The 21838-nt window shown below is 69.7% G+C and carries 22 protein-coding genes; 13 read left to right on the forward strand and 9 right to left on the reverse strand.

Translation table 11 applies throughout. The features are described 5' to 3' along the window. Window positions 1-24: 24 nt before the first annotated feature. On the reverse strand, window positions 25-576 hold the full coding sequence (locus HUW46_RS38860; protein WP_215543678.1) for a hypothetical protein: 552 nt from the start codon (window positions 574-576) through the stop codon (window positions 25-27). A gap of 173 nt (window positions 577-749) precedes the next feature. Between HUW46_RS38860 and HUW46_RS38865 the strand changes: the two genes are divergently transcribed. Then, window positions 750-1904 (forward strand): serine hydrolase domain-containing protein, encoded by a 1155-nt coding sequence (locus HUW46_RS38865; RefSeq protein WP_215543679.1) that lies wholly within the window; start codon window positions 750-752, stop codon window positions 1902-1904. A gap of 143 nt (window positions 1905-2047) precedes the next feature. After that, window positions 2048-2719, forward strand: a complete 672-nt coding sequence (locus HUW46_RS38870; RefSeq protein ID WP_215543680.1) for a hypothetical protein — start codon at window positions 2048-2050, stop codon at window positions 2717-2719. Here HUW46_RS38870 and HUW46_RS49145 read toward each other — a convergent pair. Continuing rightward, window positions 2690-3298, reverse strand: a complete 609-nt coding sequence (locus HUW46_RS49145) for a hypothetical protein (protein ID WP_442860882.1) — start codon at window positions 3296-3298, stop codon at window positions 2690-2692. The two genes, HUW46_RS38870 and HUW46_RS49145, sit on opposite strands and share 30 nt — an antisense overlap. Window positions 3299-3536: 238 nt before the next feature. Between HUW46_RS49145 and HUW46_RS38880 the strand changes: the two genes are divergently transcribed. Then, a complete protein-coding gene (locus HUW46_RS38880; protein WP_254125371.1) occupies window positions 3537-3791 on the forward strand; it encodes a hypothetical protein in 255 nt (84 codons plus the stop codon). Window positions 3792-4031: 240 nt separating this feature from the next. On the opposite strand, the gene HUW46_RS38885 is transcribed toward HUW46_RS38880, so the two are convergent. The 4 genes from HUW46_RS38885 to HUW46_RS38900 form a co-directional block, all read right to left on the reverse strand. Further along, window positions 4032-4427: a histidine phosphatase family protein gene (locus tag HUW46_RS38885; RefSeq protein WP_215543681.1), complete on the reverse strand. Its 396-nt coding sequence runs from the start codon at window positions 4425-4427 to the stop codon at window positions 4032-4034. 132 nt (window positions 4428-4559) lie between these two features. Further along, a complete protein-coding gene (locus tag HUW46_RS38890; protein ID WP_215543682.1) occupies window positions 4560-5585 on the reverse strand; it encodes an alpha/beta hydrolase in 1026 nt (341 codons plus the stop codon). 9 nt (window positions 5586-5594) lie between these two features. After that, window positions 5595-5909 (reverse strand): hypothetical protein, encoded by a 315-nt coding sequence (locus tag HUW46_RS38895; RefSeq protein WP_215543683.1) that lies wholly within the window; start codon window positions 5907-5909, stop codon window positions 5595-5597. Then, the gene (locus HUW46_RS38900) at window positions 5906-6214 is read right to left on the reverse strand and encodes a hypothetical protein (RefSeq protein WP_215543684.1); all 309 of its coding nucleotides are present in this window, start codon (window positions 6212-6214) and stop codon (window positions 5906-5908) included. The genes HUW46_RS38895 and HUW46_RS38900 overlap by 4 nt, the downstream gene beginning before the upstream one ends. A 114-nt stretch (window positions 6215-6328) precedes the next feature. Here HUW46_RS38900 and HUW46_RS38905 point away from each other — a divergent pair, with 114 nt between their 5' ends. Then, window positions 6329-7156, forward strand: coding sequence for a helix-turn-helix domain-containing protein (locus HUW46_RS38905; RefSeq protein WP_215543685.1), 828 nt, complete (start codon window positions 6329-6331; stop codon window positions 7154-7156). A 25-nt stretch (window positions 7157-7181) separates the two neighbouring features. Continuing rightward, entirely contained in the window at window positions 7182-7388 is a 207-nt protein-coding gene (locus HUW46_RS38910) for a DUF397 domain-containing protein (RefSeq protein ID WP_215543686.1), read from the forward strand. 294 nt (window positions 7389-7682) lie between these two features. On the opposite strand, the gene HUW46_RS38915 is transcribed toward HUW46_RS38910, so the two are convergent. Continuing rightward, window positions 7683-8663, reverse strand: coding sequence for a S1 family peptidase (locus HUW46_RS38915; RefSeq protein ID WP_215543687.1), 981 nt, complete (start codon window positions 8661-8663; stop codon window positions 7683-7685). 342 nt (window positions 8664-9005) lie between these two features. On the opposite strand from HUW46_RS38915, the gene HUW46_RS38920 reads away from it, so the two are divergent. Continuing rightward, window positions 9006-10604, forward strand: a complete 1599-nt coding sequence (locus HUW46_RS38920; protein WP_215543688.1) for an ATP-binding cassette domain-containing protein — start codon at window positions 9006-9008, stop codon at window positions 10602-10604. Between the two features lie 41 nt (window positions 10605-10645). Here HUW46_RS38920 and HUW46_RS38925 read toward each other — a convergent pair whose 3' ends face one another. Continuing rightward, on the reverse strand, window positions 10646-11599 hold the full coding sequence (locus tag HUW46_RS38925) for an acyl-CoA desaturase (protein ID WP_215543689.1): 954 nt from the start codon (window positions 11597-11599) through the stop codon (window positions 10646-10648). Window positions 11600-11679: 80 nt separating this feature from the next. Further along, window positions 11680-13764 carry a phosphocholine-specific phospholipase C gene (locus tag HUW46_RS38930; RefSeq protein ID WP_215543690.1) on the reverse strand — a complete coding sequence of 695 codons (2085 nt, stop codon included), beginning with the start codon at window positions 13762-13764 and terminating at the stop codon, window positions 11680-11682. A 58-nt stretch (window positions 13765-13822) separates the two neighbouring features. Between HUW46_RS38930 and HUW46_RS38935 the strand changes: the two genes are divergently transcribed. The 7 genes from HUW46_RS38935 (at window position 13823) to HUW46_RS38965 (ending at window position 21551) form a co-directional block, all read left to right on the forward strand. Next, the gene (locus tag HUW46_RS38935; RefSeq protein WP_254125373.1) at window positions 13823-14677 is read left to right on the forward strand and encodes an NAD(P)-dependent oxidoreductase; all 855 of its coding nucleotides are present in this window, start codon (window positions 13823-13825) and stop codon (window positions 14675-14677) included. Between the two features lie 146 nt (window positions 14678-14823). Beyond that, window positions 14824-15219, forward strand: a complete 396-nt coding sequence (locus tag HUW46_RS38940) for a DUF948 domain-containing protein (protein WP_215543692.1) — start codon at window positions 14824-14826, stop codon at window positions 15217-15219. Then, on the forward strand, window positions 15216-15512 hold the full coding sequence (locus tag HUW46_RS38945) for a hypothetical protein (RefSeq protein WP_215543693.1): 297 nt from the start codon (window positions 15216-15218) through the stop codon (window positions 15510-15512). Before HUW46_RS38940 ends, HUW46_RS38945 begins: the two co-directional genes overlap by 4 nt. A gap of 82 nt (window positions 15513-15594) precedes the next feature. Continuing rightward, window positions 15595-18255 carry an alanine--tRNA ligase gene (gene alaS / locus HUW46_RS38950; protein ID WP_215543694.1) on the forward strand — a complete coding sequence of 887 codons (2661 nt, stop codon included), beginning with the start codon at window positions 15595-15597 and terminating at the stop codon, window positions 18253-18255. After that, a complete protein-coding gene (gene ruvX, locus HUW46_RS38955; RefSeq protein WP_215543695.1) occupies window positions 18252-18743 on the forward strand; it encodes a Holliday junction resolvase RuvX in 492 nt (163 codons plus the stop codon). Before alaS ends, ruvX begins: the two co-directional genes overlap by 4 nt. Next, complete coding sequence (gene mltG, locus HUW46_RS38960) at window positions 18740-20707, forward strand: endolytic transglycosylase MltG (RefSeq protein ID WP_254125375.1); 1968 nt, start codon at window positions 18740-18742, stop codon at window positions 20705-20707. Before ruvX ends, mltG begins: the two co-directional genes overlap by 4 nt. Then, window positions 20697-21551, forward strand: coding sequence for a shikimate dehydrogenase (locus tag HUW46_RS38965; protein ID WP_256451398.1), 855 nt, complete (start codon window positions 20697-20699; stop codon window positions 21549-21551). Before mltG ends, HUW46_RS38965 begins: the two co-directional genes overlap by 11 nt. Window positions 21552-21838 lie beyond the last annotated feature (287 nt).

The following is a 21838-nucleotide window of genomic DNA, read 5'->3' on the forward strand; positions in this document are numbered from 1 at the left end:
CAAGGGAATCGCGGCGACCCAGTGTCAGTCCGCGGTCGTCCGCGACGCACGGATCCGCCGGGCGATGGCCGCGACAACAGCCATGCCCGCCGTGCCCGCGGCGGCGATCAGATAGCAGTAGGCGGCGTACTCGGCGATCGTGCCGTAGACGGCGGCCGTGTGCTGGGACACCGCGGATTGTTTTTCGAACAGTCGAACTGCCGGAACGAAGTTCGTGTCCGCCTGGTCGGTGATATCGGGGAGGGTGAGTGCGAACGTCAGCAACGCCAGATCCATGACCGCGAGCATCGCCACGGTGGCGGTTCGCAGCGTGCGGGTGCCCTGCCGGAGCATGCGCACGCCCACAGCCGTGGCGATGATCAACGGCACGAGCCCGACCAGGCAACCGCCCATCAGGAAGAACAACAGCAGCCAGCCAGGCGCGGCGAAACGCACGGCGATCGCGGCGATCGCCACCACCACCTGCACCGATATCGTTACGGCCCGGGTCGCGGTGGTGTTCCCCGTGCTGACCGGCGCGGCGAGGAACGGGCCAGGGGAGCCCAATCGTGACGTGGTCCGGTCCTGTCGATTCATGCTGTCAACCGTTCCAGACCCGACCCCGGCACGGATGCGTACGACTACGCAAGTCGGCAACGCAGATCTGCCCGGGTTGCCCGCCAACGTCGTCATCTCCGACCGTGAGCGGAGCTGGGAAGTCGGAGCCGGGTCCGATGTTTCGCGGCGGCCCGCCTGCCACCGTTCTCGCCATGCGAATTTCACCAACGGGAAAGCGAATCGCCGTCGCACTGCTGGGCGCGGCGCTGCTCACTTCACCGGGCGCGGCCGGTGCCGCGGAGTCCGGGTACGACCGGGACGAGTTCCGCCGTGACGTGCGAACGCTGCACGAGGACGGGATCATCGGTGTGCAGGCCCGGCTCAGCACCCGCGACGGCCAGTGGACCGCGACCAGCGGGCAGGCCGATCGGGCGACCGGGCAGCCGGTTTCCCCGCACAGCTCCTTCCGCATCGCCAGCAACACCAAGACGTTCGTCGCCGTGGTGCTGCTCCAGCTGGTCGGCGAGGGCAGGCTCGGCCTGGACGACACCGTGGAGCGGCACCTGCCCGGCCTGATCCGCGGCAACGGCAACGACGGCCGCACGATCACCGTCCGGCAGCTGCTCCAGCACACCAGCGGCCTCGCCGAATACCGGGCGGCGTGGCCACCGACCCCGGAATACTTCGAGCAGAACCGGTTTCGCCATTACGAACCCGCCGAACTGGTGCGCATCGCGCTGCAGTACCCGCCGACCGGCCCCGCCGGCGCCCGCCATTCCTATTCGAACACCAACTACGTGGTGGCCGGGATGATCATCCGCGCGGTGACCGGGAACTCGTGGGCCACCGAGGTCCGCCGCCGGGTGCTCGCCCCGCTGGAGCTGACCGGGACCAGCGTGCCCGGCGACGACCCGTCGATGCCCGCACCCACCGCGCGCGGGTACCAGCAATGGTTTCCCAGCACGCTCGTCACCGACGTGACCGAGCAGAACCGGACCGGCAGCGACGCGGCGGGCGCGATCATCAGTACCACCGCCGATCTCAGCCGCTTCTTCCGCGCACTGCTGGGCGGGCGGCTGCTCCGCCCGGCCCAGCTCGCCGAAATGCAGCGGGTGGTACCGGTCGAGAAAGGTCTGCAAACCGGGTACGGCCTCGGGCTCGTCCCGTACCGGTTGAGCTGCGGCGGCGTCTACTGGGGACACGGCGGCCAGACCACCGGCTATCTCAGCACGGTAGGGGTGTCCGCCGACGGCAGCCGCGCCATCGTGCTCTCTCTCACCGGCCTCACCGCGAAGACTCCGGCAGACCTCGACAAACCGCGAGCACTCACCGAGCGGATGGTCGACCGGGCGCTCTGCGACCGTTGAGCGCGGAGAGAATGTCGCTGCGGGTGCGGATCGGCTGGGTGATGATCGCGCCGTGGAACTCGACTGGGGTTATTTCCGTCAGCTGTACGAAGGGTTTGCTCGAGCACGATGACGGGTGCCGGGCGTACCTGAACGGTCAGCGGGTGGCGGTAGCCGAGCACCTGGCCGAGCTGGCGCCGCTGCGCAAACGGGAACGGATACCCGCCGACGGGTACACCGGGGACGACGAGCGACTGTGGCGGATCATGAAGCTGCACGGGCTCGGCCGGACCAACGACTACCTGATCGAACTGTTCCGCTCGCAAAGAGACCCGTCGGCCGGGATCGCGGTGCACACGGAGTTCTTCTCGGGAGTCGGGCTGACCCCGTTCGAGCACGCCGAGGCGTTTTCCCCGTTCCACCACGAAATCTTCGCCGTGGTGCAGGATCCGTCCGCGACGAGCGTGACCGTGGAGGAGGTGTTGTGGTTTGGCGACCTGCTGTTCAGCCGGGCCGGGGTGCGCGCCTGGGATTCGAACTCGCAGTGGCGAACGCGCTTCGCCCGGTTCTACGCCGACGAGGAGGGCCTGCACTTCAACTGGGACGGTGAGGTGGACATCGCTCACGATCCTCCGGCGGCCCGGTACGGGTGGCCAGAGGGTATCGAGGATCCGCTGGACCAACGCCGGGAACTGGTGCTGCACCGTTGTTTCGTCCGCGACCCGCTCCCGGCCGACGAGCACGACCGGTACCCGTACGACGACCGGTTCAGCCTCACCTCCGCGGAGTGGCCGCTACGGCCGGAGTCACTCGTGCACGTCCCGTGGTCCGAGTGAGCGTCGTCGAACCGGGCGAGCCCGGCGAACGTCGCGCTGGCGCACCAGGTCTGCCCGGTGAGGGTCGCGCCGGTGAACCGGGCGGGTGCGGACCCGGCACCGGCTCAGGTTGAGGTCGATGTCTCGCCAGAACGTGTCGAGCGAGTGGTCGGGATCGTCGCCGGGACGCAGGTGGGATTCGAGGACGCCCAGACCGGTGAGCCGCACCTCGCGTTCCTGAGCGTGGTCGCCGTAGGGCATCCGCAGGTAGGCGCACAGCACGTCGACCACGGTCTGCCGTTGTCCCTCGTTGTCCTGAGCCAGGCGTTCGAGTGCGTAGAACCCGGCCATGCGGACCGGCGCCTTGTCCGATCCGAGCTGTTCGCTGGCCTTGATGTACAACTCGGTGATCCGACGCGCCTCGGCGTCGACCCTGGCGTCGGCGGCGGTCCGCTCGGCGTGCAGCCGGTTGGTCTCGGCGACGCGCTCGGCGTGGGCTTGAACCCGGTCGCGCTGGGCCAGTTCGGCGTGCCTGGCCGCCAGCTCCAGCTCCTGGGTCCGCTGCCGCCTTCTTTTTCGGGTCGGCCAAGGCGAGGCCATCGATCCAGCGCCACAAGGCGATCAGCACCACGACGGCGGTGGCCGCGACTACCGCCGCGGCGACCGGTACCACCACGGGGGCAGTGGCATCCGCCTGGGTGCTGATCGTTCGCGTCGGTCACCCTCGCATGATCGCGGATCGAGGATGTCTTCGGCTATCCGGAGTACGGAATTCCCTCGCACGGCACCGAAAATCATGAAATCCGGCCGATACGCTCGACGGTCGAGGTGATGTCCTGTGCACAGAAGAGCTGTCGCTACCGGCTTGATCGTCGCCGCGTGCTTGGTGAGCGCGCCCGCGGCGGCGGCCACTGAAACGAGGGACTTCCGCGGCGAGGGGAGCAGCGACTTCGGGTTGCAGCTCTACTACGCCCGTGACGACGCGCGGCGCCAGGCGACCGCCGCGGGATTCGGGAACTGCACCGAGATCTACCAGAAGCTGTGGCCGTACACCGCGACGGTCATCTGGCGATGCACCCGGATTTCTGTATAACGACCTATACAGCTCCGCTTTGAAGCATGCGGGAATGGGTGCGTCCGTCAAAGAACAGCAGCGACCACGAGTACGCGCGGGGCTCCGGAGTTCGTCTCGTCGACGGCGAGCGAACGGAGAGGTGAAAGGTGTCTGCCGCGTTGTGCAGCGTGTCCGGTGTGCGATTGCTTGCGTCGCAAGGGTTGCGCTTCGCATGGTCGGATGTGCACGCGACGACCGCCGACGCCGCACAAGCGACGGTCAGCACCAGCGGTCGGGGAGGGTGTAGTGCCAGCCCTCCCGCCAGCCGAACGGGGCGTCGACGAGGTCTTCGATCGCCGCGCCGGTCAGCAGGCAGTCCAACGCCCACTTGTTGGCCGAATGGGCGATCACGAGAACCCGCCGCCCGGACCAGCTCGCGGCGAGGTCGTGCAGGAACTCGCTCGTGGCCTGGATGACCTGCCGGTAGCTCTGGCCGCCGGGAAACGGGTCGTCGATGTGCCGCGCCCGCTTTCCCGCCAGGTCCGCGACCGGGCAGCCGTTCAGCTCACCGTAGTCGCACTCGCGCAGGCGAACGTCTTGGTGCACGGGCAATTCGGCACCGCTGAAAGCGATTCGCGCGGTCTCCACCGCGCGCCGCAAGTCGGAAACGAACACGGCGGCGGTCGCCGAGTTCTGCGGCGAACTGCTTCCCGCGCGCGGAAAGCGCACCCGGCAGCCAGCCGCTCGCGATGCCGTTTTCGTTGTCCGTGGTCAGCGAATGGGTCTCGTAGACGATCTCGACGGCCATCAGCGTTTCAACCGCTCCGCCAGCCACTTCAGGGCGAGCGGGTAGCGGTAGTCGATGGCGCCGTGCGTGGCGTCGAACAGTTCGAAGTAGACGCGGTCTTCGGGCAGGCCCGCCGTCAGTATCTCCGCGCGGAACGCTTCGGCGCCGACGTCGAGGAACCATTCGTCCCGCGTGCCCGCGTCGATCCAGACGGCGCGCAGCGAGCGAACGGCCTCGGCGTACTTCGGCACCATGCGCACGGGGTCCCAGTCCAGCCACCGCTGCCAGGCTTCCTGGCGCAGAACGCCGGTCACCGGGTCGAACGGCAGCTCCGGCGTGCCGTCCTCGCGCGCGGAAAAGCACGCCGAAATACCGAGCATCATCAGGAGGACGTCGTCATCCGGTTTGGTGAACGACGGGCGTGACCGGAAGTCGTCCCACCAGCGCTGGATGTCGCCGTCGTAGGCGCGCAGCCCGCGGACAGCCTTGCCGAAGTCGGGGATGTAGCTCAGTTCGTAGAGGCTGTCACCGGCGTGGGTGGCCAGCGCGCCGAACACGTCGGGGCGCAGCATCGGCGTGATCATCGCGCCGAACCCGCCCGAGGACTTGCCCGAGATCGCGCGGGATTCCCGGTCCGCGATCGTCCGGTAGTGCGCGTCGACCCACGGGACGATCTCGTCGCACAGGTACGAGTGGTACTCGCCGGTACCGGGCGAGTTCACGAACTGCGACCCGCCGACCGCCGTCCACGCGTCGACGAAGACGAGCACACACCCGGGCAGCGTGCCGTCGGCGAACACCGCGTCCGCGGTCTCCGGGAACGGCTGCCGGTAGGCCACGCGGTTGGCCCACATCGAAAGGTGCCCGGTGTAGCCCTGGATGACGTACACGGTGGGGTAGCGGGTGGTCGAATCGTCGTAGCCGGGCGGGACGTACACCCAGAGCGGGCGTTCGTGCGGATCGCCGAGCGGGTTGCCGCGCAGCAGAGCCGAGTCGAAGGTGTGGCGGTCGATTCTTCCGGCGAGTTCGCCTTCCCAGGGCAGCATGGGTCCCACTCAACCATGTTCGTGGTGGCCCGGTCGTGCGAATTCGGGCCAGTTGGTGTCCCAGACCGGGTCGTAGTGCGGGTCTCGCCGGTAGGCGCGGGTGAGTTCGCTGTAGACGCGTTCGCGGTAGCGCCGGACGTGGGGCACGGTGTCGACGTCCGCGTGCTCGATGCGCTCGATGACGAAGAGGAGGTCTTCCGTGCAGGAGACGATCGTTTCGAGCGCTTCGCCGATGGCGTGGCGTTCGTCGGCGAAACAGTCGATGAGGAAAGCCTGCATCGTGTAGAAGGTGCTCGCGGTGCGGTCGTGGTAGTCGTCGGTCACGCGGAAGTGCTCGCTTTCTTCGTTTTCGGGGGCGGCCAAGTCAGCCGGATGGTGATCAGGTGGTGGCGCGGTTCCTCGGGACGGAGCCGGTACACGCTCACGACGAAGCGGCCGGGCTTCGCGCGCTGCCGGGCGAGGAAGTCCTCGGCACACGCCGTCGCGTAACGAACAGCCCAGCGCTCACGCAGTTCCGCGCGATGCTCCATCGTGAATCCCATGTCGTCGACGAGTTCGACGTACGCGAGTTCACGAATCCCCTTCGCGTGCTCGCGCCGGTATTCGAGTTCGTGGGGATACCCATCCATGGCGGAAGGATGAACGCCGGATTCCGGCGCGGAAACACGCCGAAGTGAAACGTTTCCACTTAGGACGTTCCGGCTTACGATTCGTGATCATGTCGCGGCGAGGGGTGAGGGCACGTGGGTGAGCGGGTTGGGTCCACCTACCGGCGGCGTGCGCTGGGGCGAACGCTGAAGCGCCTGCGCGAGGCGGCCGGGATGAGCCTGGAGGACGCCGGGGAACCGATCCGGATCTCGAAGCCGAAGCTCTCGCGCATCGAGAACGGCCAGTACCCGTCCTACAACGACTTCATGGCCCTGCTGGACCGCTACGGCGTGATCACCAACGACTACGACCACTACGTGCGGATGTACGACCACGCCAAGGAAAAGGGCTGGTGGCACGCCTTCGGCCTGGACGATCGAGGTTTCGTACCGGTGGAGGCGGAGGCATCGGTAGTACGCACCTACGAGCTGGGCTTCGTACCTGGCATCTTGCAGGACGAGGGGTACATGAGAGCGACCTTTGCGGCCACACGGGAACCGTTTCGCGGAAAACACCTCGAAAACCAAATCGCCGTTCGTCTGAGGCGCCAGCGGCGGCTCGTGGAGCAACCAGTGCTGCGAGTGCGGGCGCTCATCGATGAATCGGCGCTGCGGCGGCCACCGTGCGATCGTTCCCAGCTCAAACACATCGTTGCCTTGTCCGCGCTGCCGAACGTGACTGTGCAGGTCTTGCCCATCGACCTCGGCTCGCATGAAGGGTTGTACAGCAACTTCGCCGTAGTCGGCTTTCCCGACCCCGTTGAGCCGGACATCGCCTACGTGGCCTACGGGTTTGGTTCCTTGCAAGTCGAGAAAGTGGAAGAGGTGCGCGCTGCTAGGGTCGTGTTCGACCATCTGGCTGATCTGGCGTTGGACGAACAGCGCACGATTGCCCTGATCGAGCGGATGATCATCGAGATGTGACACGAGCTTGGAAGAGGCGAGCAGGGTGGACCCGGTTAACGTCCTGTGGCGCAAGAGCAGCTATAGCGGCGGCGCGAACAACGACAACTGCGTCGAGGTGGGCCTCACTGGTGCCGCTATCATCGCTGTGCGGGACTCAAAAGCGCCGCACAGCGGCCTCCTAGCCTTCGATCACCAGGCGTGGTCCGCCTTCACCGCTGCCGCGGGCGCCTTCCTCATGCCCCGAAGGTGACCTTCGGGGCGCTCAGGTCCCCGAAAGCCACCTTCGGGGCACGGGCATCGCCGCGCCGCCCGTTGTGAGGGGGGAGTTTGCGGCGCTAGACGCCCCGAAGGCCACCTTCGGGGCATGCGCAGCCTCGCCCGCGCGCCCGCGAGGGCCGAGAAAGTGGCGCTAGAGTCCCCGAAGGTGGCCTTCGGGGACCCGCGCGCCGCCCGCGCATCGCCCGCCCACGCCGCCCGGAAGCACAAAAGAAGGTGCCGCTGCGAGGAAAGATCCCCGCAGCGGCACCGAAAACCAGAAGAGAACTTACTTCGGCAGCGTCACGCCGTACCGCTTCACCGACAGCGTCGTCGGGAAGAAGCACGAGGTGGAGCCGTCGCCACCGGACAGGGTGCCGAGGCCCTTGCCGCCGTCGTACGCCGGGCCGCCGGAGTCGCCGCCGGCGGACTTCGCCGTCGTGCAGAACTCGTGGTAGACCGTGTAGCCCTCGGCCGAGAACGTGTAGTCGACCTTGGTGACCTTGCCCGAGGTCACGCCCGAGGTGCGCCCGGCGCGCTTCATCTGCTCACCGACCGTCGCGTCCGCGAACTCGGTGATCTTGGTGCCGTCGTTGATCTCGCTCGGCCCCTCGCCGGAGGCGTTCTCCGCGAGCATGTTGTCCTCGTCGGGGAACTTGAAGTCGACGGTCTTGCCGTCGTTCCACGGGCCGCCGCCGCCGAGCTTCTCGCAGTGCCCCGCGGACAGGATCAGCTTCTTGCCGTCCTTCTCCACGTTGAACCCGTTGGAGCAGTACCCGCGGCCGTTCGTGATTTCGTCGCCGCCCTTGATGAACAACGACATCGCGCCCGCGTGCTGCTCGACGCGCACCATGTCGCCGTACTGCTTGGCGGTGTCGAGCAACTGGGTCCGCTGCGCCGCGGGGGTGGCGTCGTAGACGTCGAGGACGACCTGGTTGCGCGCGATGTCAAGGCCCCAGCCCGCGTTCTGCACGCCGCCGGTGGCGTCGAGGCGCTGCTTCGCCCCGGTCAGCTGGTCGAGGCTGTGCCGCACCACCTTCGTGGTCACGCCCGCGGAGCGCACCTTGGCGGCGTCGGCGCCGTTCAGCACCGTCACCACGGTGTTGCCCGCGTCGTCGATGTACTGACCACCGGTCGCCGAGCCCAGGCTGCTCAGCATCGCGGCCGGGTCCATCGCGGCGGTCGCCGCGGGCAGTGCGCTCATGCCGAGTGCCAGCGCGCCGAACGAGGCGACGCCGAGGACGCCGAGCCTGGAACGTGTCAGTCGCATGCTTTTCCTCCTGGGGGTGGGAAAATCGCACGGGAGACCAGTCCAGGAAGCACAGACGGACTCCGGTTCGATACGGTCCGTGAACACCTTGCCGGGCAACATCTTGCCGACTCCGCGTCCGGTGGGAAACCGACTAACGTCGTGTTGTGCTCGCCAGTAGGCCGGGTGGCCTAAAAGATGTTGGCGCGTTCGCCAGCCGCTGTTACGGTTCCGCCGTGCACTACTTCTTCCTCTGATCGCGGACCCCGCGGCCCCGGCGCTTCAAGCCCGGTGCGGCCGCGGCCGTCGTCATCCGCATTCGCACTTTCCCGCGGGCCTCGCCGGTCCGCGTCCGGAGGAACCATGTCCACCACACCAGTCCTGTCCGTGCGCTCTCACGCGCAGCTCAACGCCACCGGTCTCCATGTCGCGCTCGGCGATCGCGTCGTGCTCACCGGTGTCGACGTCACCGTCTCCGCCGGGGTCAGGCTCGGCGTCGTCGGCGAGAACGGCCGTGGCAAGACGACCTTGCTGAGGCTGCTCGCCGCGCGCCTGAGCCCCGACGCCGGTTCGGTGCACCGCGTCGGCACGCTCGGGTTCGCCGAGCAGGAGATGCCCGTCGACGACGAACGCACCGTCGGCGACCTCATCGACGTCGAACTCGCGACCACCAAAGCCGTTCTCGCCGATTTCGAGCGCGCCACCGAAGCGTTGACCGAAGCGGCCCCGGGCGCCGAAGAGGCTTTCGCCGACGCGCTCGCGGCGGCCGAAGCCATCGACGCGTGGGACGCCGATCGCAGGGTCGAGGTCTCGCTCGCCGCACTCGATGCCGTCGACGACCGGAGCAGGCGGCTGGCGACCCTGTCGGTCGGGCAGCGCTACCGGGTCCGGCTGGCGTGCTTGCTCGGCGCGCGGCACGACCTGCTCCTGCTCGACGAGCCGACCAACCACCTCGACGCGGCAGGGCTCGCGTACCTGACCGAACGGTTGCGCGAGTACCCGGGCGGTGTGGTGCTGGTCAGCCACGATCGCGCGCTGCTCGCGGACGTCGTCACGGCGGTGCTCGACCTCGACCCGACCAGCGACGGGCGGCCGCGCACCTACGGCGGCGGTTACGCGGGTTACCGCGAGGGCAGGCTCGCCGAGCGCGAGCGGTGGGAAGCGGCGTACCAGGAACAGCGGCGACGGCACCAGCAGCTCGCCGACGACCTTTCCGCGGCGCAGAACCGGCTTTCCACCGGCTGGCGTCCGGAAAAGGGGACCGGCAAGCACACCAGGGCGACCCGCGCGCCCGCACTGGTCCGCGCGGTCCACCGCCGCCAGGAGGCGCTCGCCGACCACACCGTCGACGTGCCCGAACCGCCGTTGCGGATGAGCCTGCCGCCGCTGCCGGTCAAAGCGGGCGCGACGTTGCTGCGCGCGGAAGAGGTCACGCTCGAAGGAAGGCTCGACAGCCCGTGTTCGGTCGTGCTGCGCTCGGGCGACCGCCTGGTCATCACCGGCGCGAACGGTTCAGGGAAGTCGAGCCTGCTCGGCTTGCTCGCGCGGCGGCTGGAACCGAGCTCGGGCGCGGTGTCGCACCGCAACGGCGCGCGGATCGGTTTGCTGGCACAGGAATCACCCGCGCCGTCGCGGCGGAGGGCAGCCGATGTCTACGCGGCGGCGGCCGCGGCCGCCGGTTCGCACGTGTCGCTCAGCGAACTCGGCCTGCTGCGGGCGCGGGACACCGGCCGCCCGGTCGCGGAACTCTCGATCGGGCAGCAACGGCGCCTCGACCTCGCGGTGCTGCTCGCGTCCCGGCCGCACGCGGTGCTGCTCGACGAACCGACCAACCACCTTTCGCCCGCACTCGTCGACGAACTCACTGAAGCGCTCGGCGGCACCGCGGCGACGGTGGTGATCGCGAGCCACGACCGCCAGCTCCTGCGCGACATCAGCGCCTGGCCGCAGTTGCGGTTGTGAGCCGTGGTGCCGGCGAAGCGATTGCTTCGCCGGCACCACGGCTACTGCCCGGCGGTGATCTTGGCCAGCCGGTGCGGTGTCGGCCAGCGCACGTCGTGCGCCCAGCCGAACTTCTCGAAAACCCAAATCAGCCTCGCCGAAGTGTCGAGCTGGCCGCGTAGGACGCCGTGCCGCGCCGAGGTGGGATCGGCGTGGTGCAAGTTGTGCCACGACTCGCCGAAGGACAGGATCGCCAGCGGCCAGAAGTTGGCGGCCTTGTCCCTGCTCGCGAACGGCCGCTCACCGAGCAGGTGGCAGATCGAGTTGGTGGACCACGTGACGTGGTGGAGGAAGGCGACGCGGACCAGCCCCGCCCAGAAGAACGCGGTCAGCGCGCCCCACCACGACATCGTGAGCAGCCCCCCGAGCACGGCCGGGAGCAGGAAGGACAGCGCGATGTAGAGCGGGAACTGCTTGGAGATGCGGACGATCGTCCGATCGGCGAGCAGGTCCGGGGCGAACCGGGTGGTGTTGGTGGTGTCGCGGTTGAAGTTCCAGCCCATGTGCGCGTGCCAGAAACCCTTCAGCAGCGCGGTGATCCCGGTACCGAACAACCACGGCGAGTGCGGATCGCCCTCCTTGTCGGCGAAGGCGTGGTGGCGGCGGTGCGTCGCCACCCACATGACCGGGTTCATCTGCACCGCCATGCTGCCCGCGATGGCCAGCACCACCCGGAGGCCCTTCCTGGCCTTGAACGAACCGTGCGTGAAGTGCCGGTGGTAGCCGATGGTCACGCCGAGACCGGTGAAGTAGAAGAAGAACACCGACAGCCCGACGTCGACCCAGCTGAGCCCCCATCCCCACGCCAGCGGTACCGCGGCGACCAGCGCGGCCAGCGGGACGAGCAGGAAGAGGTAGATCAGTGCCATCTTGCCGTTGGTCTTCTCCGCACCGGACAGCGGTTTGCGGCCGCCGCCGACCGGCGACGGGTTCAGGCTCGTCGAAGGTGCCCCCATGGCCGAAACCGTTCCTTTCCACTAGACGAACACGAACCTACGGTACCGTAAGTTGAGTCGCCGGTCGTGGTCTCCGATGCTCAGCCGCACACGCCGGGACGCCCGTCTTCGACCCGTCCGGTCAGGGTGCGCAGGAACGCGGCGTCGCCGTCCACGGTGACCTTCGCGTCGTACCAGCCGCGCGAGCTGGGCCAGGCGATCTGCGCCGAGCGTCCGGCGGGTACCCGGACGACTCGTGTGCTGCGGGAGAACCGGGTGGCCGTCAGCCGGACGGTCACCGCGGCGCGGCCCGCGTTCGTCACGGTGAACTCGACGCCCGAACGGAAGCGGGGGAACCGGGTTCGCACGTCGACCCCGGCGCCGATCCCGGAGCGGCTGCCCGCCAGTTCCCACCAGCCGCGGTTCGGGCCCTGCACCACGACGCGGTAGGCGTCGCCGTGCAGCGGCACCGGCTCGGTCGCCGTGCCGGTCACGTCCCGGTGCGCGGGTTCGCCGAACTCGCCGCGGTACGGGTAGATCGCGAAGTGCGCGGCCGCGCGGCCTTCGTTCGCCAGCGTCAGCGCGAGCCGCCCGGCGGAGTCCACCGCGCCCGACACCGAAGCCTGGTAGGGGAGTGCGCGGGCGGGCCGGTCGCCCGGTTCGGTTTCCGGAAGCTCCACTTCGGACGGTGCCTTCGGGTGCCACCGGCTGATCGGCGCGGGGACCGGGCCGGGGTGGGCGGGCTTCGGCGGGCGCGAAGCGCGCGAGAAGTCGAACGCACCGGTGAGATCACCCGCGACGGTGCGCCGCCACGCGCTGATGTTCGGCTCCCGCACGCCGGTCCACTTCTCCAGCAGCCGCAGCACCGAAGTGTGGTCGTACACCGTCGAATCGACGAACCCGCCGACCGTCCACGGCGACACCACGGTCATCGGCACGCGCGGGCCGAGCCCGAGCGGCTGGCCGTCGAAGTGGTCGTCGTCGTTCGGCGCGGTCGCGGGCGGCACCGGCGGCGGCACGTGGTCGAAGTAGCCGTCGTTCTCGTCGAAGTTGATCAGCAGCACCGTTTTCGACCAGGTTTCGCGGTCCGAGGCGATCGCGTCGAGCACGTCGTAGATCAGGTTCGCGCTGCCGACCGGGGTGGACGCGCCGGGGTGCTCGGAGTCCACAGCGGACGGAACGAGCCAGCTCACCTTCGGTAGCGCGCGCGCCTTGATGTCCGCGCGCAGCCGTGCGACGAGGGTTTCCGGCTCGCTGCGGAACATCGCGCGCTTGAACAAGCTTTGCTCGGCGGGCGTCAGCTTCGCCACCCCGGCCTCGAACTGCGTGAGCATTCCCTTGCGCTTCTCGGCGGGAGCTTCGAGCACCGCGGTGTAGAACTCCTCCGTCGTGCGGTACCCACCGTCCACAGCGGACAGGATCTTCTTGCCGACCTTCTTGAACGGCACGAAGTACTCCACCGCGTTGTCGGTGAAGTTGTCCCACTCCTGGTAGATCTGCCATGGCACGCGCGCCGCTTCGAGCCGCTCGGGGTAGGTGGTCCAGTCGTACCCGGCGTGGTTGTAGTCGTAGGCGGCGTTCGTCACGGCTCGTTTCGTGCTGCCCGGTTCGTAGCCGACCTTGCCGCTCCACAAGAAAGTGCGGTTCGGGTTCGTGGAGCCGAAGATGGAGCAGTGGTAGGCGTCGCACAGGGTGAACGTGTCGGCCAGTTCGTACTGCAGCGCGATGTCGGCGCGGTCGTAGTACGTCATGGTCGCCGCGCTCTTCGCGCCGATCCAGCCGTTGTTCCAGCCGCGGCCCCACGCCTTGCCGGTGCCGCCCCAGCTGTGGTCGAGATCGCCGAGGTACTGGATGTCCGACGCCGCGCGGCCCTCGCGTGCGGCTTCCTTGCGCAGCGAGAACGGCCCGACGCGCCCACCGGCCGGATCGGGCTGGGAGAACACCGGGTGGCCGTCGGGCAGTTCGAGCGGGTGCGCGTCGGCGAAGCCGCGCACGCCGCGCAGGCTGCCGAAGTAGTGGTCGAACGACCGGTTCTCCTGCATCAGCACGATCACGTGCTCGACGGCGTCGAGACCGCCGCGCCGCATCGGCTCGGCCATCGCGGCGTGTACGGACGGGGGCAGCAGGGAACCCGCGAGTGCGGCACCGGAGACGCCGAGCAGGTGGCGGCGGGACAGTTCAGGCATGGGAAGAACCTTTGCCCGAGAACATGAACGACACAAGAAGCCAGGGAGAAAAGATCTGATGACTGTGACGGTGGCGGTGCTGGGCACCGGGATCATGGGGCGCCCGATGGCGGCGAACCTGGCGAAGGCCGGGCTCGCGGTCCGCGCCTGGAACCGGACCACGGCCAAGGCGGAACCCCTTCGCGAACAGAGTGTCGAAGTCGGTGAATCGGTCACCGAAGTGGTGCGTGGCGCCGATTTCGTGCTGACGATGCTCGCCGACGGCGAGGCCGTGCGCGCCGCCTACGACGAGGCGAAGGGCGCGGTCGCCGAGCACGCGGTGTGGCTGCAGATGAGCACGGTCGGTCTGCGATGGACGGATGACCTGGCCGCGCTCGCCGGGGCGGCCCCGTTCGTCGACGCCCCGGTGCTCGGCACGAAGCAGCCCGCGGAACAGGGCAAGCTGATCGTGCTCGCGTCGGGGCCCGACGAGCTTCGCGGGAAGTGCGCGCCGGTGTTCGACGCCGTCGGCGCGCGCACGATCTGGGTCGGCACCGAGCCCGGCGCAGCGAGCAGGCTGAAGCTGGTCGCGAACTCGTGGGTCCTCGCGCTGACCAACGCCACCGCCGAGGCCGTCGCGCTCGCCGACGCGCTCGACGTCGATCCCGACCTCTTCTTCGACGCCATCTCCGGCGGCCCGCTCGACGCCGGGTACGCCCACGTGAAGGGCAAGGCGATGCGCACGGGGGAGTACCCGGCGAGCTTCACCGCGGCCAACGCGCTCAAGGACATCCGGCTGGTGCTGGAAGCGGCGGGTGATCGCGCCGACCTCGGCGGGGCCGCCGCGGCGCTGGCACACCTGAAGACCGTCGTCGACGCCGGGCACGGAGACGAGGACATGGCCGCCCTCTACCGCGCCGTCGCCAAGAGCTGACGGTGATGCCACAGCACGAGAAAACGGGCGCGCTGCGAAGCGGTGGCTGCGCTGCGTGACCGGACCGACGGGGTCGTACGGCCGGACGAGGCGGCGCGCGGTAGCCTGACCCGCAATCACGTGACCGGATATGTCGAGGAGGGCCCGTGTCGGCTGGGCAGATCGCCGCGTTGATCGCCGCAGGCGCGTTCGTGCTGCTGGTGGTGCTGCTGGCGATCCCGTTGATCAAGCTGGGCCGCACGCTCGACGAGGCGACGATCGCCATCCGGAAGGCGCACGAGGGCACCGATCCGCTGCTGATCGGGGCCAACGACACGCTGACCCACGTCAACACGCAGCTCGAGCGGGTCGACGGGATCACCTCGAACGCGGCCGCGGTGTCGGGCAACGTCTCGGCGCTGTCGTCGGTGTTCACCGCGACCCTCGGCGGGCCGCTGGTGAAGACCGCCGCGCTGTCCTACGGGATCAGCAAGGCGATCAAGGCGCGCCGGGCGAAGAAGGCGGGCAAGGCCCCGCGCCGCAAGGGGAGCAAGAAGCGATGAAGCGGGTGTTCTGGCTCGGCGTCGGTGTCGTCGCGGGCGTCGCACTGTCCCGTAAGGCGACCGAAACGGCTCGTCAGGCGACTCCGGCGGGGTTAGCCTCGAACCTGGGAGACGCGGTGCGCGAGCTGGCCGGTGCGGTCGGCTCGTTCGGCGCCGAGGTCCGCGCGGGCATGAACGAACGCGAGCAGGAGTTGCACGACATGGTGGAAGAGCGCACCGGGATGCCGGCGCCGCGGGCCGACGGACGGCACGCCGCGCCGAGGCCCCGGCGAGCTCGCCGGGCGGAGGGCTGAGCGCCACCGGCGCGCCGTCCGCTCTCCGCCGTCTCGCGTCCCCCGATCGCGGGCAAACCGCCCACCAGCGCAAGGAAAGACCGTGGAAACACACGAGATCAACGATCGCTTCCTGAAGTTCTTCGAGGGCCAGGGCCATACCAAGGTGCCCAGCGCCTCGCTCATCCTCGACGACCCGAACCTGCTGTTCGTCAACGCGGGCATGGTCCAGTTCAAGCCGTACTTCCTCGGTGAGGTGCCGCCGCCGTACCCGCGCGCCACGAGCATCCAGAAGTGCGTGCGCACCGGGGACATCGACGAGGTCGGCAAGACCACGCGGCACAACACGTTCTTCCAGATGGCCGGGAACTTCTCGTTCGGCGACTACTTCAAGGAAGGCGCCATCGAGCGGGCTTGGGAGCTGATCACCCGCCCGACCTCCGACGGCGGTTTCGGCCTCGATCCCGCTCGCCTGTGGGCGACCGTGTACGAGGACGACAGCGAGTCCGCCGGGCTGTGGCGCAAGATCACCGGCCTGCCGACGGAGCGCATCCAGTACCGCGGCGCCGACGACAACTACTGGGACATGGGCGTGCCCGGCCCCGGCGGCCCGTGCTCGGAGATCTACTACGACCGCGGGCCGGAGTACGGCCGCGAGGGCGGCCCCGTCGTCGACGAGGACCGGTACCTCGAAATCTGGAACCTGGTGTTCATGCAGGAGATCCGGGGCGAGGTGAGCCCGAAGAAGGGCGGGCCCGTCCTCGGTGAGCTGCCGACGAAGAACATCGACACCGGCATGGGCATCGAGCGGGTCGCCTACCTGCTCCAGGGTGTCGAGAACGTCTACGAGACCGATCTCGTGCGCCCGGTGATCGCCCGCGCCGAGGAGTTCTCCGGCCACCGCTACGGCACGAGCCATGTCGACGACGTGCGCTTCCGCGTGGTCGCCGACCACGCGCGCTCCGGCGTGATGCTGATCGGGGATGGCGTCACCCCCGGCAACGACGGCCGAGGGTACGTGCTGCGCCGCCTGCTGCGCCGGATCGTCCGGTCGATGCGGCTGCTCGGCGTGCACGAGCCGGTGCTGCCGGAGTTCGCGAAGGTCGTGCGCGACGCGATGGGCCCGTCCTACCCCGAGCTGGTCAGCGGGTTCGACCGCATCGAGGACGTGATGCGCATCGAGGAGGAGGCCTTCCTCTCGACGCTGACCAGCGGCTCGCGGATCTTCGACCTCGCCGCCGAGGAGACGAAGAAGTCCGGCGGCGGCATCCTCGCCGGCGACAAGGCCTTCCAGCTGCACGACACCTACGGCTTCCCGATCGACCTGACCCTGGAAATGGCGTCGGAGCAAGGACTTTCGGTCGACGAAGACGGTTTCCGCACGCTCATGGAGGAGCAGCGCCAGCGCGCGAAGGCCGACGCGGCGTCCCGCAAGAGCGGCCACGGTGACCTTTCGGTCTACCGCCAGCTTCTCGAACAGGGCGGCGAGACCCAGTTCCTCGGGTACACCGATCTGCAGGCCACCGCGAAGGTCGTCGGGCTGCTCTCCGGCGGGGTGCCGGTGCGCAGCGCGAAGCGGGGCGAGAAGGTCGAGCTGGTGCTCGACCGCACGCCGTTCTACGCCGAAAGCGGGGGCCAGGTCGCCGACACCGGTGTGCTGCTCGGCTCCGGCGTCGAGCTGAAGGTGCACGACGTGCAGAAGATCGTGCCCGGCCTGTTCGTGCACCGCGTCGAGGTGACCGAGGGCGAGGTCGGCATCGACACCGAGCTGACCGGTTCGGTCGACCAGCACCGCCGCATGGCCATCGAGCGCTCGCACTCGGCGACGCACCTGGTGCACGCCGCGGTCCGCGGCGCCTACGGCAAGCGCGCCGCGCAGGCCGGTTCGCTGAACTCGCCCGGCCGCATGCGGTTCGACTTCACCACCGGCGGCGCGGTGTCGGCCGACATCCTGACCTCGGTCGAGGAGGAGGTCAACGACTACCTCCAGACCGACGTCGAGGTCACCAGCTACGTCACCACCAAGGACAAGGCGCTCGAACTCGGTGCGGTCGCGCTGTTCGGCGAGAAGTACGGCAACGACGTCCGCGTGGTCGACATGGGCGACTACTCGCGCGAGCTGTGCGGTGGCACGCACGTCCAGCGCATCGGGCAGCTCGGGCTCGTCAAGCTGGTCGCCGACTCGTCGATCGGCTCCGGTGTGCACCGCGTGGAGGCGCTCGTCGGCACCGACGCGCTGCGCCACGTCCGCAAGGAGCAGCTCCTGGTCTCGCAGCTCGCCAGCACGTTCAAGGTGCCGACCGACGAGCTGCCCGGCCGGATCAACGACGTGCTCGGCAGGCTCCGCACCGCGGAGAAGGAGATCGAACAGCTCCGCACCCAGCAGGTCCTCGGTTCGGCGAGCTCTCTCGCCGAGAAGGCGCAGGACGTCAACGGGATCGCGCTGGTCGCCGAGAAGCTCGGTGAAGGCGTCGACGCCAACGGCGTGCGCGCGCTCGCCACGGAGATCCGCGGCAGGCTCGGGTCGCGGCCGGGCGTGGTGGCCCTGTTCGCCCCCGCTGGCGACAAGGTGAGCTTCGTCGTCGCGACCACGGCCGCGGCGCGGGACAAGGGACTCGCGGCTGGCAAGCTCGTGCCGTCGTTCGCGGCCGCGGTCGGCGGCCGTGGCGGCGGGAAGCCCGACATGGCGCAGGGCGGCGGCACCGAGCCCGCCGGGGTGGACAACGCCATCGTCGCGCTGCGTGACGCGCTCGCGGCTACGTGACCGCGCCAAGACCGGACCGGCCCGGGGTCGACGACCCCGGCGCCGGTCGTCGGCTCGCCGTCGATGTCGGGTCTGTCCGGGTCGGGATCGCGCTGAGCGATCCGGCCCCGATGCTCGCCTCCCCGCTCGTTACCCTCTCCCGTGATGATCGGAACGACAGCGACCTCGACCAGCTATCCCGCCTCGTCGCCGAGCACGAGGTGGTCGAGGTGATCGTGGGCCTGCCCCGAACCCTCGCGGACCGGCACGGCCCCGCCGCGCAGGCGGCCGTCGCGTACGCGGGCGAACTCGCGAAGCGGATCGAGCCGTGCCCGGTGCGGCTCGCCGATGAGCGCTTGACCACGGTCACCGCGGCCCGGATGCTGTCCCAGCGCGGTGTGAAGGGCCGCAAGCAGCGCGCCGTGGTCGATCAGGCGGCCGCCGTCGAGATCCTGAAGGCCTGGCTCGACGGGCGCGCGGCACACCGGAACAGGGAGGGGCAGGCGTGACCGACCCCTTCGACGGGCCCCGCTCGGGCGGGGGAAAGCGTCGTCGCCGCGAGCCACCGCCGCCCCCGCCGCCCCGTCAGGCGGCCCCCGAACGGCCCATCCCGCGCCGCCGGGTGGATGAGCGCCAGCCGTCGCGGCGCGCCGACGACCGTCAGCCACCGGCCCGTGCCGAGGAACGGCCGCCGAGGGCGCGCCCGGAGGACCGCCAGCCCCGGCGGCGTGCGGAGGACAGGCAGCCGCAGCGCCGCGTCCGCGAGACGCCGCCGCCCGCCGCGGAGCCTCCGCCGACTCCTCCGGCCAGGCGTGCGCCGCGGTCCGCGCCGCAGGAGCAGGCCGTACCGCAGAACCGTCCCGCACCGCGCGATCGCCCGGCCCCGCAGGAGCGGTCCGTTCCGCGGGAACGGCCGCTGCCCCAGGAGCGCCCGGCCCCGCCGGAGCGCGCCGTGCCCCAGGACCGTCCGGTTCCCCAGGACCGCCCGGCGGCGCAGGAACGCCCCGCACCGAGGGATCGGCCGACGCGGGCCGACCGCGCGGTGCCCCCGCCGGAGCGCGCCGAGCGTCCGCGTCGCCATCGCGTCGCGGAGCCGCCCCCCGAAGCGGTCGCGCCTCCCGCGCCGCCGCGCCGTCGCCGTCCGGCGGGCCCGCCACCGGACGAGCGCCCGACCGAGGTCATCGAACTCGACGATTCGTTCTACGACGAAGAAGAAGACAGCTTCCTCGACGAGTACGGCAACGAGTACGACGAGTCCGAAGAGGACTACTACGACGAGGACGATGAGTCCGAAGAGGACCGACGAGCCGAGCCGGAGTACATCGACGACGACCGCCCGCCGCGGCGCGGCCGCCGCGAGAAGAAGCGCAGGGCGTTCGGCTGGGTCGCCGCGATCGCGGTCATCGCGCTGCTCGCGGGCGGCGCGTGGTTCGGTATCGACAAGATCTTCGGGTACGAGGACTTCGAGGGCGACGGCACGTCCGACGTCCTGGTGCAGGTCATGGGCGGCGACTCGACCAACGCGATCGGCACGCGGCTGGCCGAATCGGGTGTCGTGGCGAGTCCCAAGGCGTTCGTGAAGGCCGCCGAGGACGACAGCAGGGTCCGCAGCGTGCAGCCGGGGTACTACCAGCTCAAGAAGCAGATGTCCGGGACGAGCGCGGTCAGCAGGCTCATCCAGCCCACCGCGCGGGTCGGCGTGCTGCAGCTTCGCGCGGGCACCCAGCTCGACGACATCAAGCAGCCGGACCAGAGCACCACCGACGGGGTGTACGCGCAGCTGGCGAAGGCGTCGTGCGCGAACCTGGACGGCGCGAGCACCTGCGTGCCGGTGGAGGAGCTGCGCAAGGTCGCCGAGGACGGCGATCTCGTCGCGCTCGGCGTGCCGAAGTGGGCCGCCGACGCGGTCGCGAAAACGGACAAGAAACGCCGGATCGAAGGGCTCATCGCGCCGGGCGTCTACGACGTGAAACCGGGCTGGAACGCCACCGAGCTGCTCAGCGCGGTGTTCAAGGAGTCGGCCGACCGGATGCAGGAAGCCGGGCTCCCCGACGGGCCGAAGCAGGCCACCATGACGCCGTACCAGACGCTGGTCATCGCCTCCCTGATCGAGCGGGAGGGGATCAAGAAGGACTTCGAGAAGGTTTCGCGCGTGATCTACAACCGGCTCGCGAAGAACATGAAGCTGGAGCTGGACTCGACCGTCAACTACGTGCTCGACCGGCCGATGGTCCGGACCAACCGTGACGACCGCAGCCGCCCTGGCCCCTACAACACCTACCTGAACACCGGCCTGCCACCGACCCCGATCTCGGCGCCGAGCAAGGAGGCCATCGCGGCCGCGCAGAAACCGGCCGACGGGGAGTGGCTGTTCTTCGTCAAGTGCGACAAGAACGGGATGTCGTGCTTCGCCGTGACGAACGCGGAGCACGACAAGAACGTGGCCGAAGCGCTGGCCCGCGGTGCCTACTGAGGTCAGGGCGGCCGTGCTCGGAAAGCCGGTGGCGCACTCGCTTTCGCCGGTGCTGCACGAGGCCGCGTTCGCCGCGCTGGGCCTGGACGGCTGGCGGTACGACCGGATCGAGATGGACGCCGAGGGGCTGCCCGGTTTCGTCGGCGGCGCCGGTCCGGAATGGACCGGCTTCTCGGTGACCATGCCGGGCAAGCGCGCCGCGCTGGGGTTCGCCTCCGAGGTGACCCCGCGCGCGGACGCGGTCGGCGCGGCGAACACGTTGGTGCGCACCGGATCGGGCTGGCGCGCGGACTGCACCGATGTGGACGGTGTGGTCGGCGCACTGCGCGCCGCGGGCGGTTACCGGCAGGACGGCGGGGGAACAGGGCTGGTGCTCGGCGCGGGCGGGACCGCGGCGGCCGCGGTGGTCGGGCTCGCCGAACTGGGCATCGACGAGGTTCGCCTGGTGGTGCGCGATCCGGCCCGCGCGGCGGAGACGACGCGCGCGGCCGAGCGAGCCGGGCTGTCGGTGTCCGTGCTGCGATGGTCCGAAGCGGACTTCGAGGCCGAAGTGGACGGTGCGGCCGTCGTGGTGAGCACGGTGCCCTCGGACGCGCTGGCCCCTTGCCTCGACCGGCTTTCCGCGGCGAAGTGCGTGCTCGACGTGATCTATCACCCGTGGCCGACCCCGTTCGCCGAAGCGGTCACCGCGCGCGGTGGCAGGCTGGCGACCGGGCTGGACATGTTGCTGCACCAGGCTTTCGGGCAGGCAGAGCAGTTCACCGGCCTGCCCGCGCCACGCGAAGCGATGCGGAAAGCGCTGCGCGCCGCGACCGGAAACATCCTGCCGCTGCCCCTGGACTGACCGCGCGCCGCTGGCGACCTTGACCTCGGTCCCATTTCGTGCCCCGAGGGATGCTCCATGGAGGTCGGGTGGGGTGGCTGGCCGCTGCCGAAGCGGGCTCTCGTGCGCCCCGAAAGATGCTCCTGTAGGGGTTGGGGTGGGCCGCGGGGTGCCGCCGAAGGTTCCTCTTGGGGCGTTGAGCGTCAGGCTCTCGGCCTTCGTGGCGGGGTGCCGTCGCCGGCGTGTCCCCGAAGGTGGCCTTCGGGGCGGTAGATGCCGCGAACTCCACCCTCGCGCCGCATTCCCGC

Source organism: Amycolatopsis sp. CA-230715 (genome assembly GCF_018736145.1).
In the GTDB taxonomy this organism is placed as follows: Bacteria; Actinomycetota; Actinomycetes; order Mycobacteriales; family Pseudonocardiaceae; genus Amycolatopsis.

Coding starts and splice junctions, on each gene's coding strand:
- HUW46_RS38860 (WP_215543678.1), bottom strand. CDS start 576: ATGAATCGACAGGACCGGACCACGTCACGATTGGGCTCCCCTGGCCCG.
- HUW46_RS38865 (WP_215543679.1), top strand. CDS start 750: ATGCGAATTTCACCAACGGGAAAGCGAATCGCCGTCGCACTGCTGGGC.
- HUW46_RS49145 (WP_442860882.1), bottom strand. CDS start 3,298: ATGGCCTCGCCTTGGCCGACCCGAAAAAGAAGGCGGCAGCGGACCCAG.
- HUW46_RS38890 (WP_215543682.1), bottom strand. CDS start 5,585: ATGCTGCCCTGGGAAGGCGAACTCGCCGGAAGAATCGACCGCCACACC.
- HUW46_RS38900 (WP_215543684.1), bottom strand. CDS start 6,214: ATGGATGGGTATCCCCACGAACTCGAATACCGGCGCGAGCACGCGAAG.
- HUW46_RS38915 (WP_215543687.1), bottom strand. CDS start 8,663: ATGCGACTGACACGTTCCAGGCTCGGCGTCCTCGGCGTCGCCTCGTTC.
- HUW46_RS38920 (WP_215543688.1), top strand. CDS start 9,006: ATGTCCACCACACCAGTCCTGTCCGTGCGCTCTCACGCGCAGCTCAAC.
- HUW46_RS38925 (WP_215543689.1), bottom strand. CDS start 11,599: ATGGGGGCACCTTCGACGAGCCTGAACCCGTCGCCGGTCGGCGGCGGC.
- HUW46_RS38930 (WP_215543690.1), bottom strand. CDS start 13,764: ATGCCTGAACTGTCCCGCCGCCACCTGCTCGGCGTCTCCGGTGCCGCA.
- HUW46_RS38935 (WP_254125373.1), top strand. CDS start 13,823: ATGACTGTGACGGTGGCGGTGCTGGGCACCGGGATCATGGGGCGCCCG.
- HUW46_RS38945 (WP_215543693.1), top strand. CDS start 15,216: ATGAAGCGGGTGTTCTGGCTCGGCGTCGGTGTCGTCGCGGGCGTCGCA.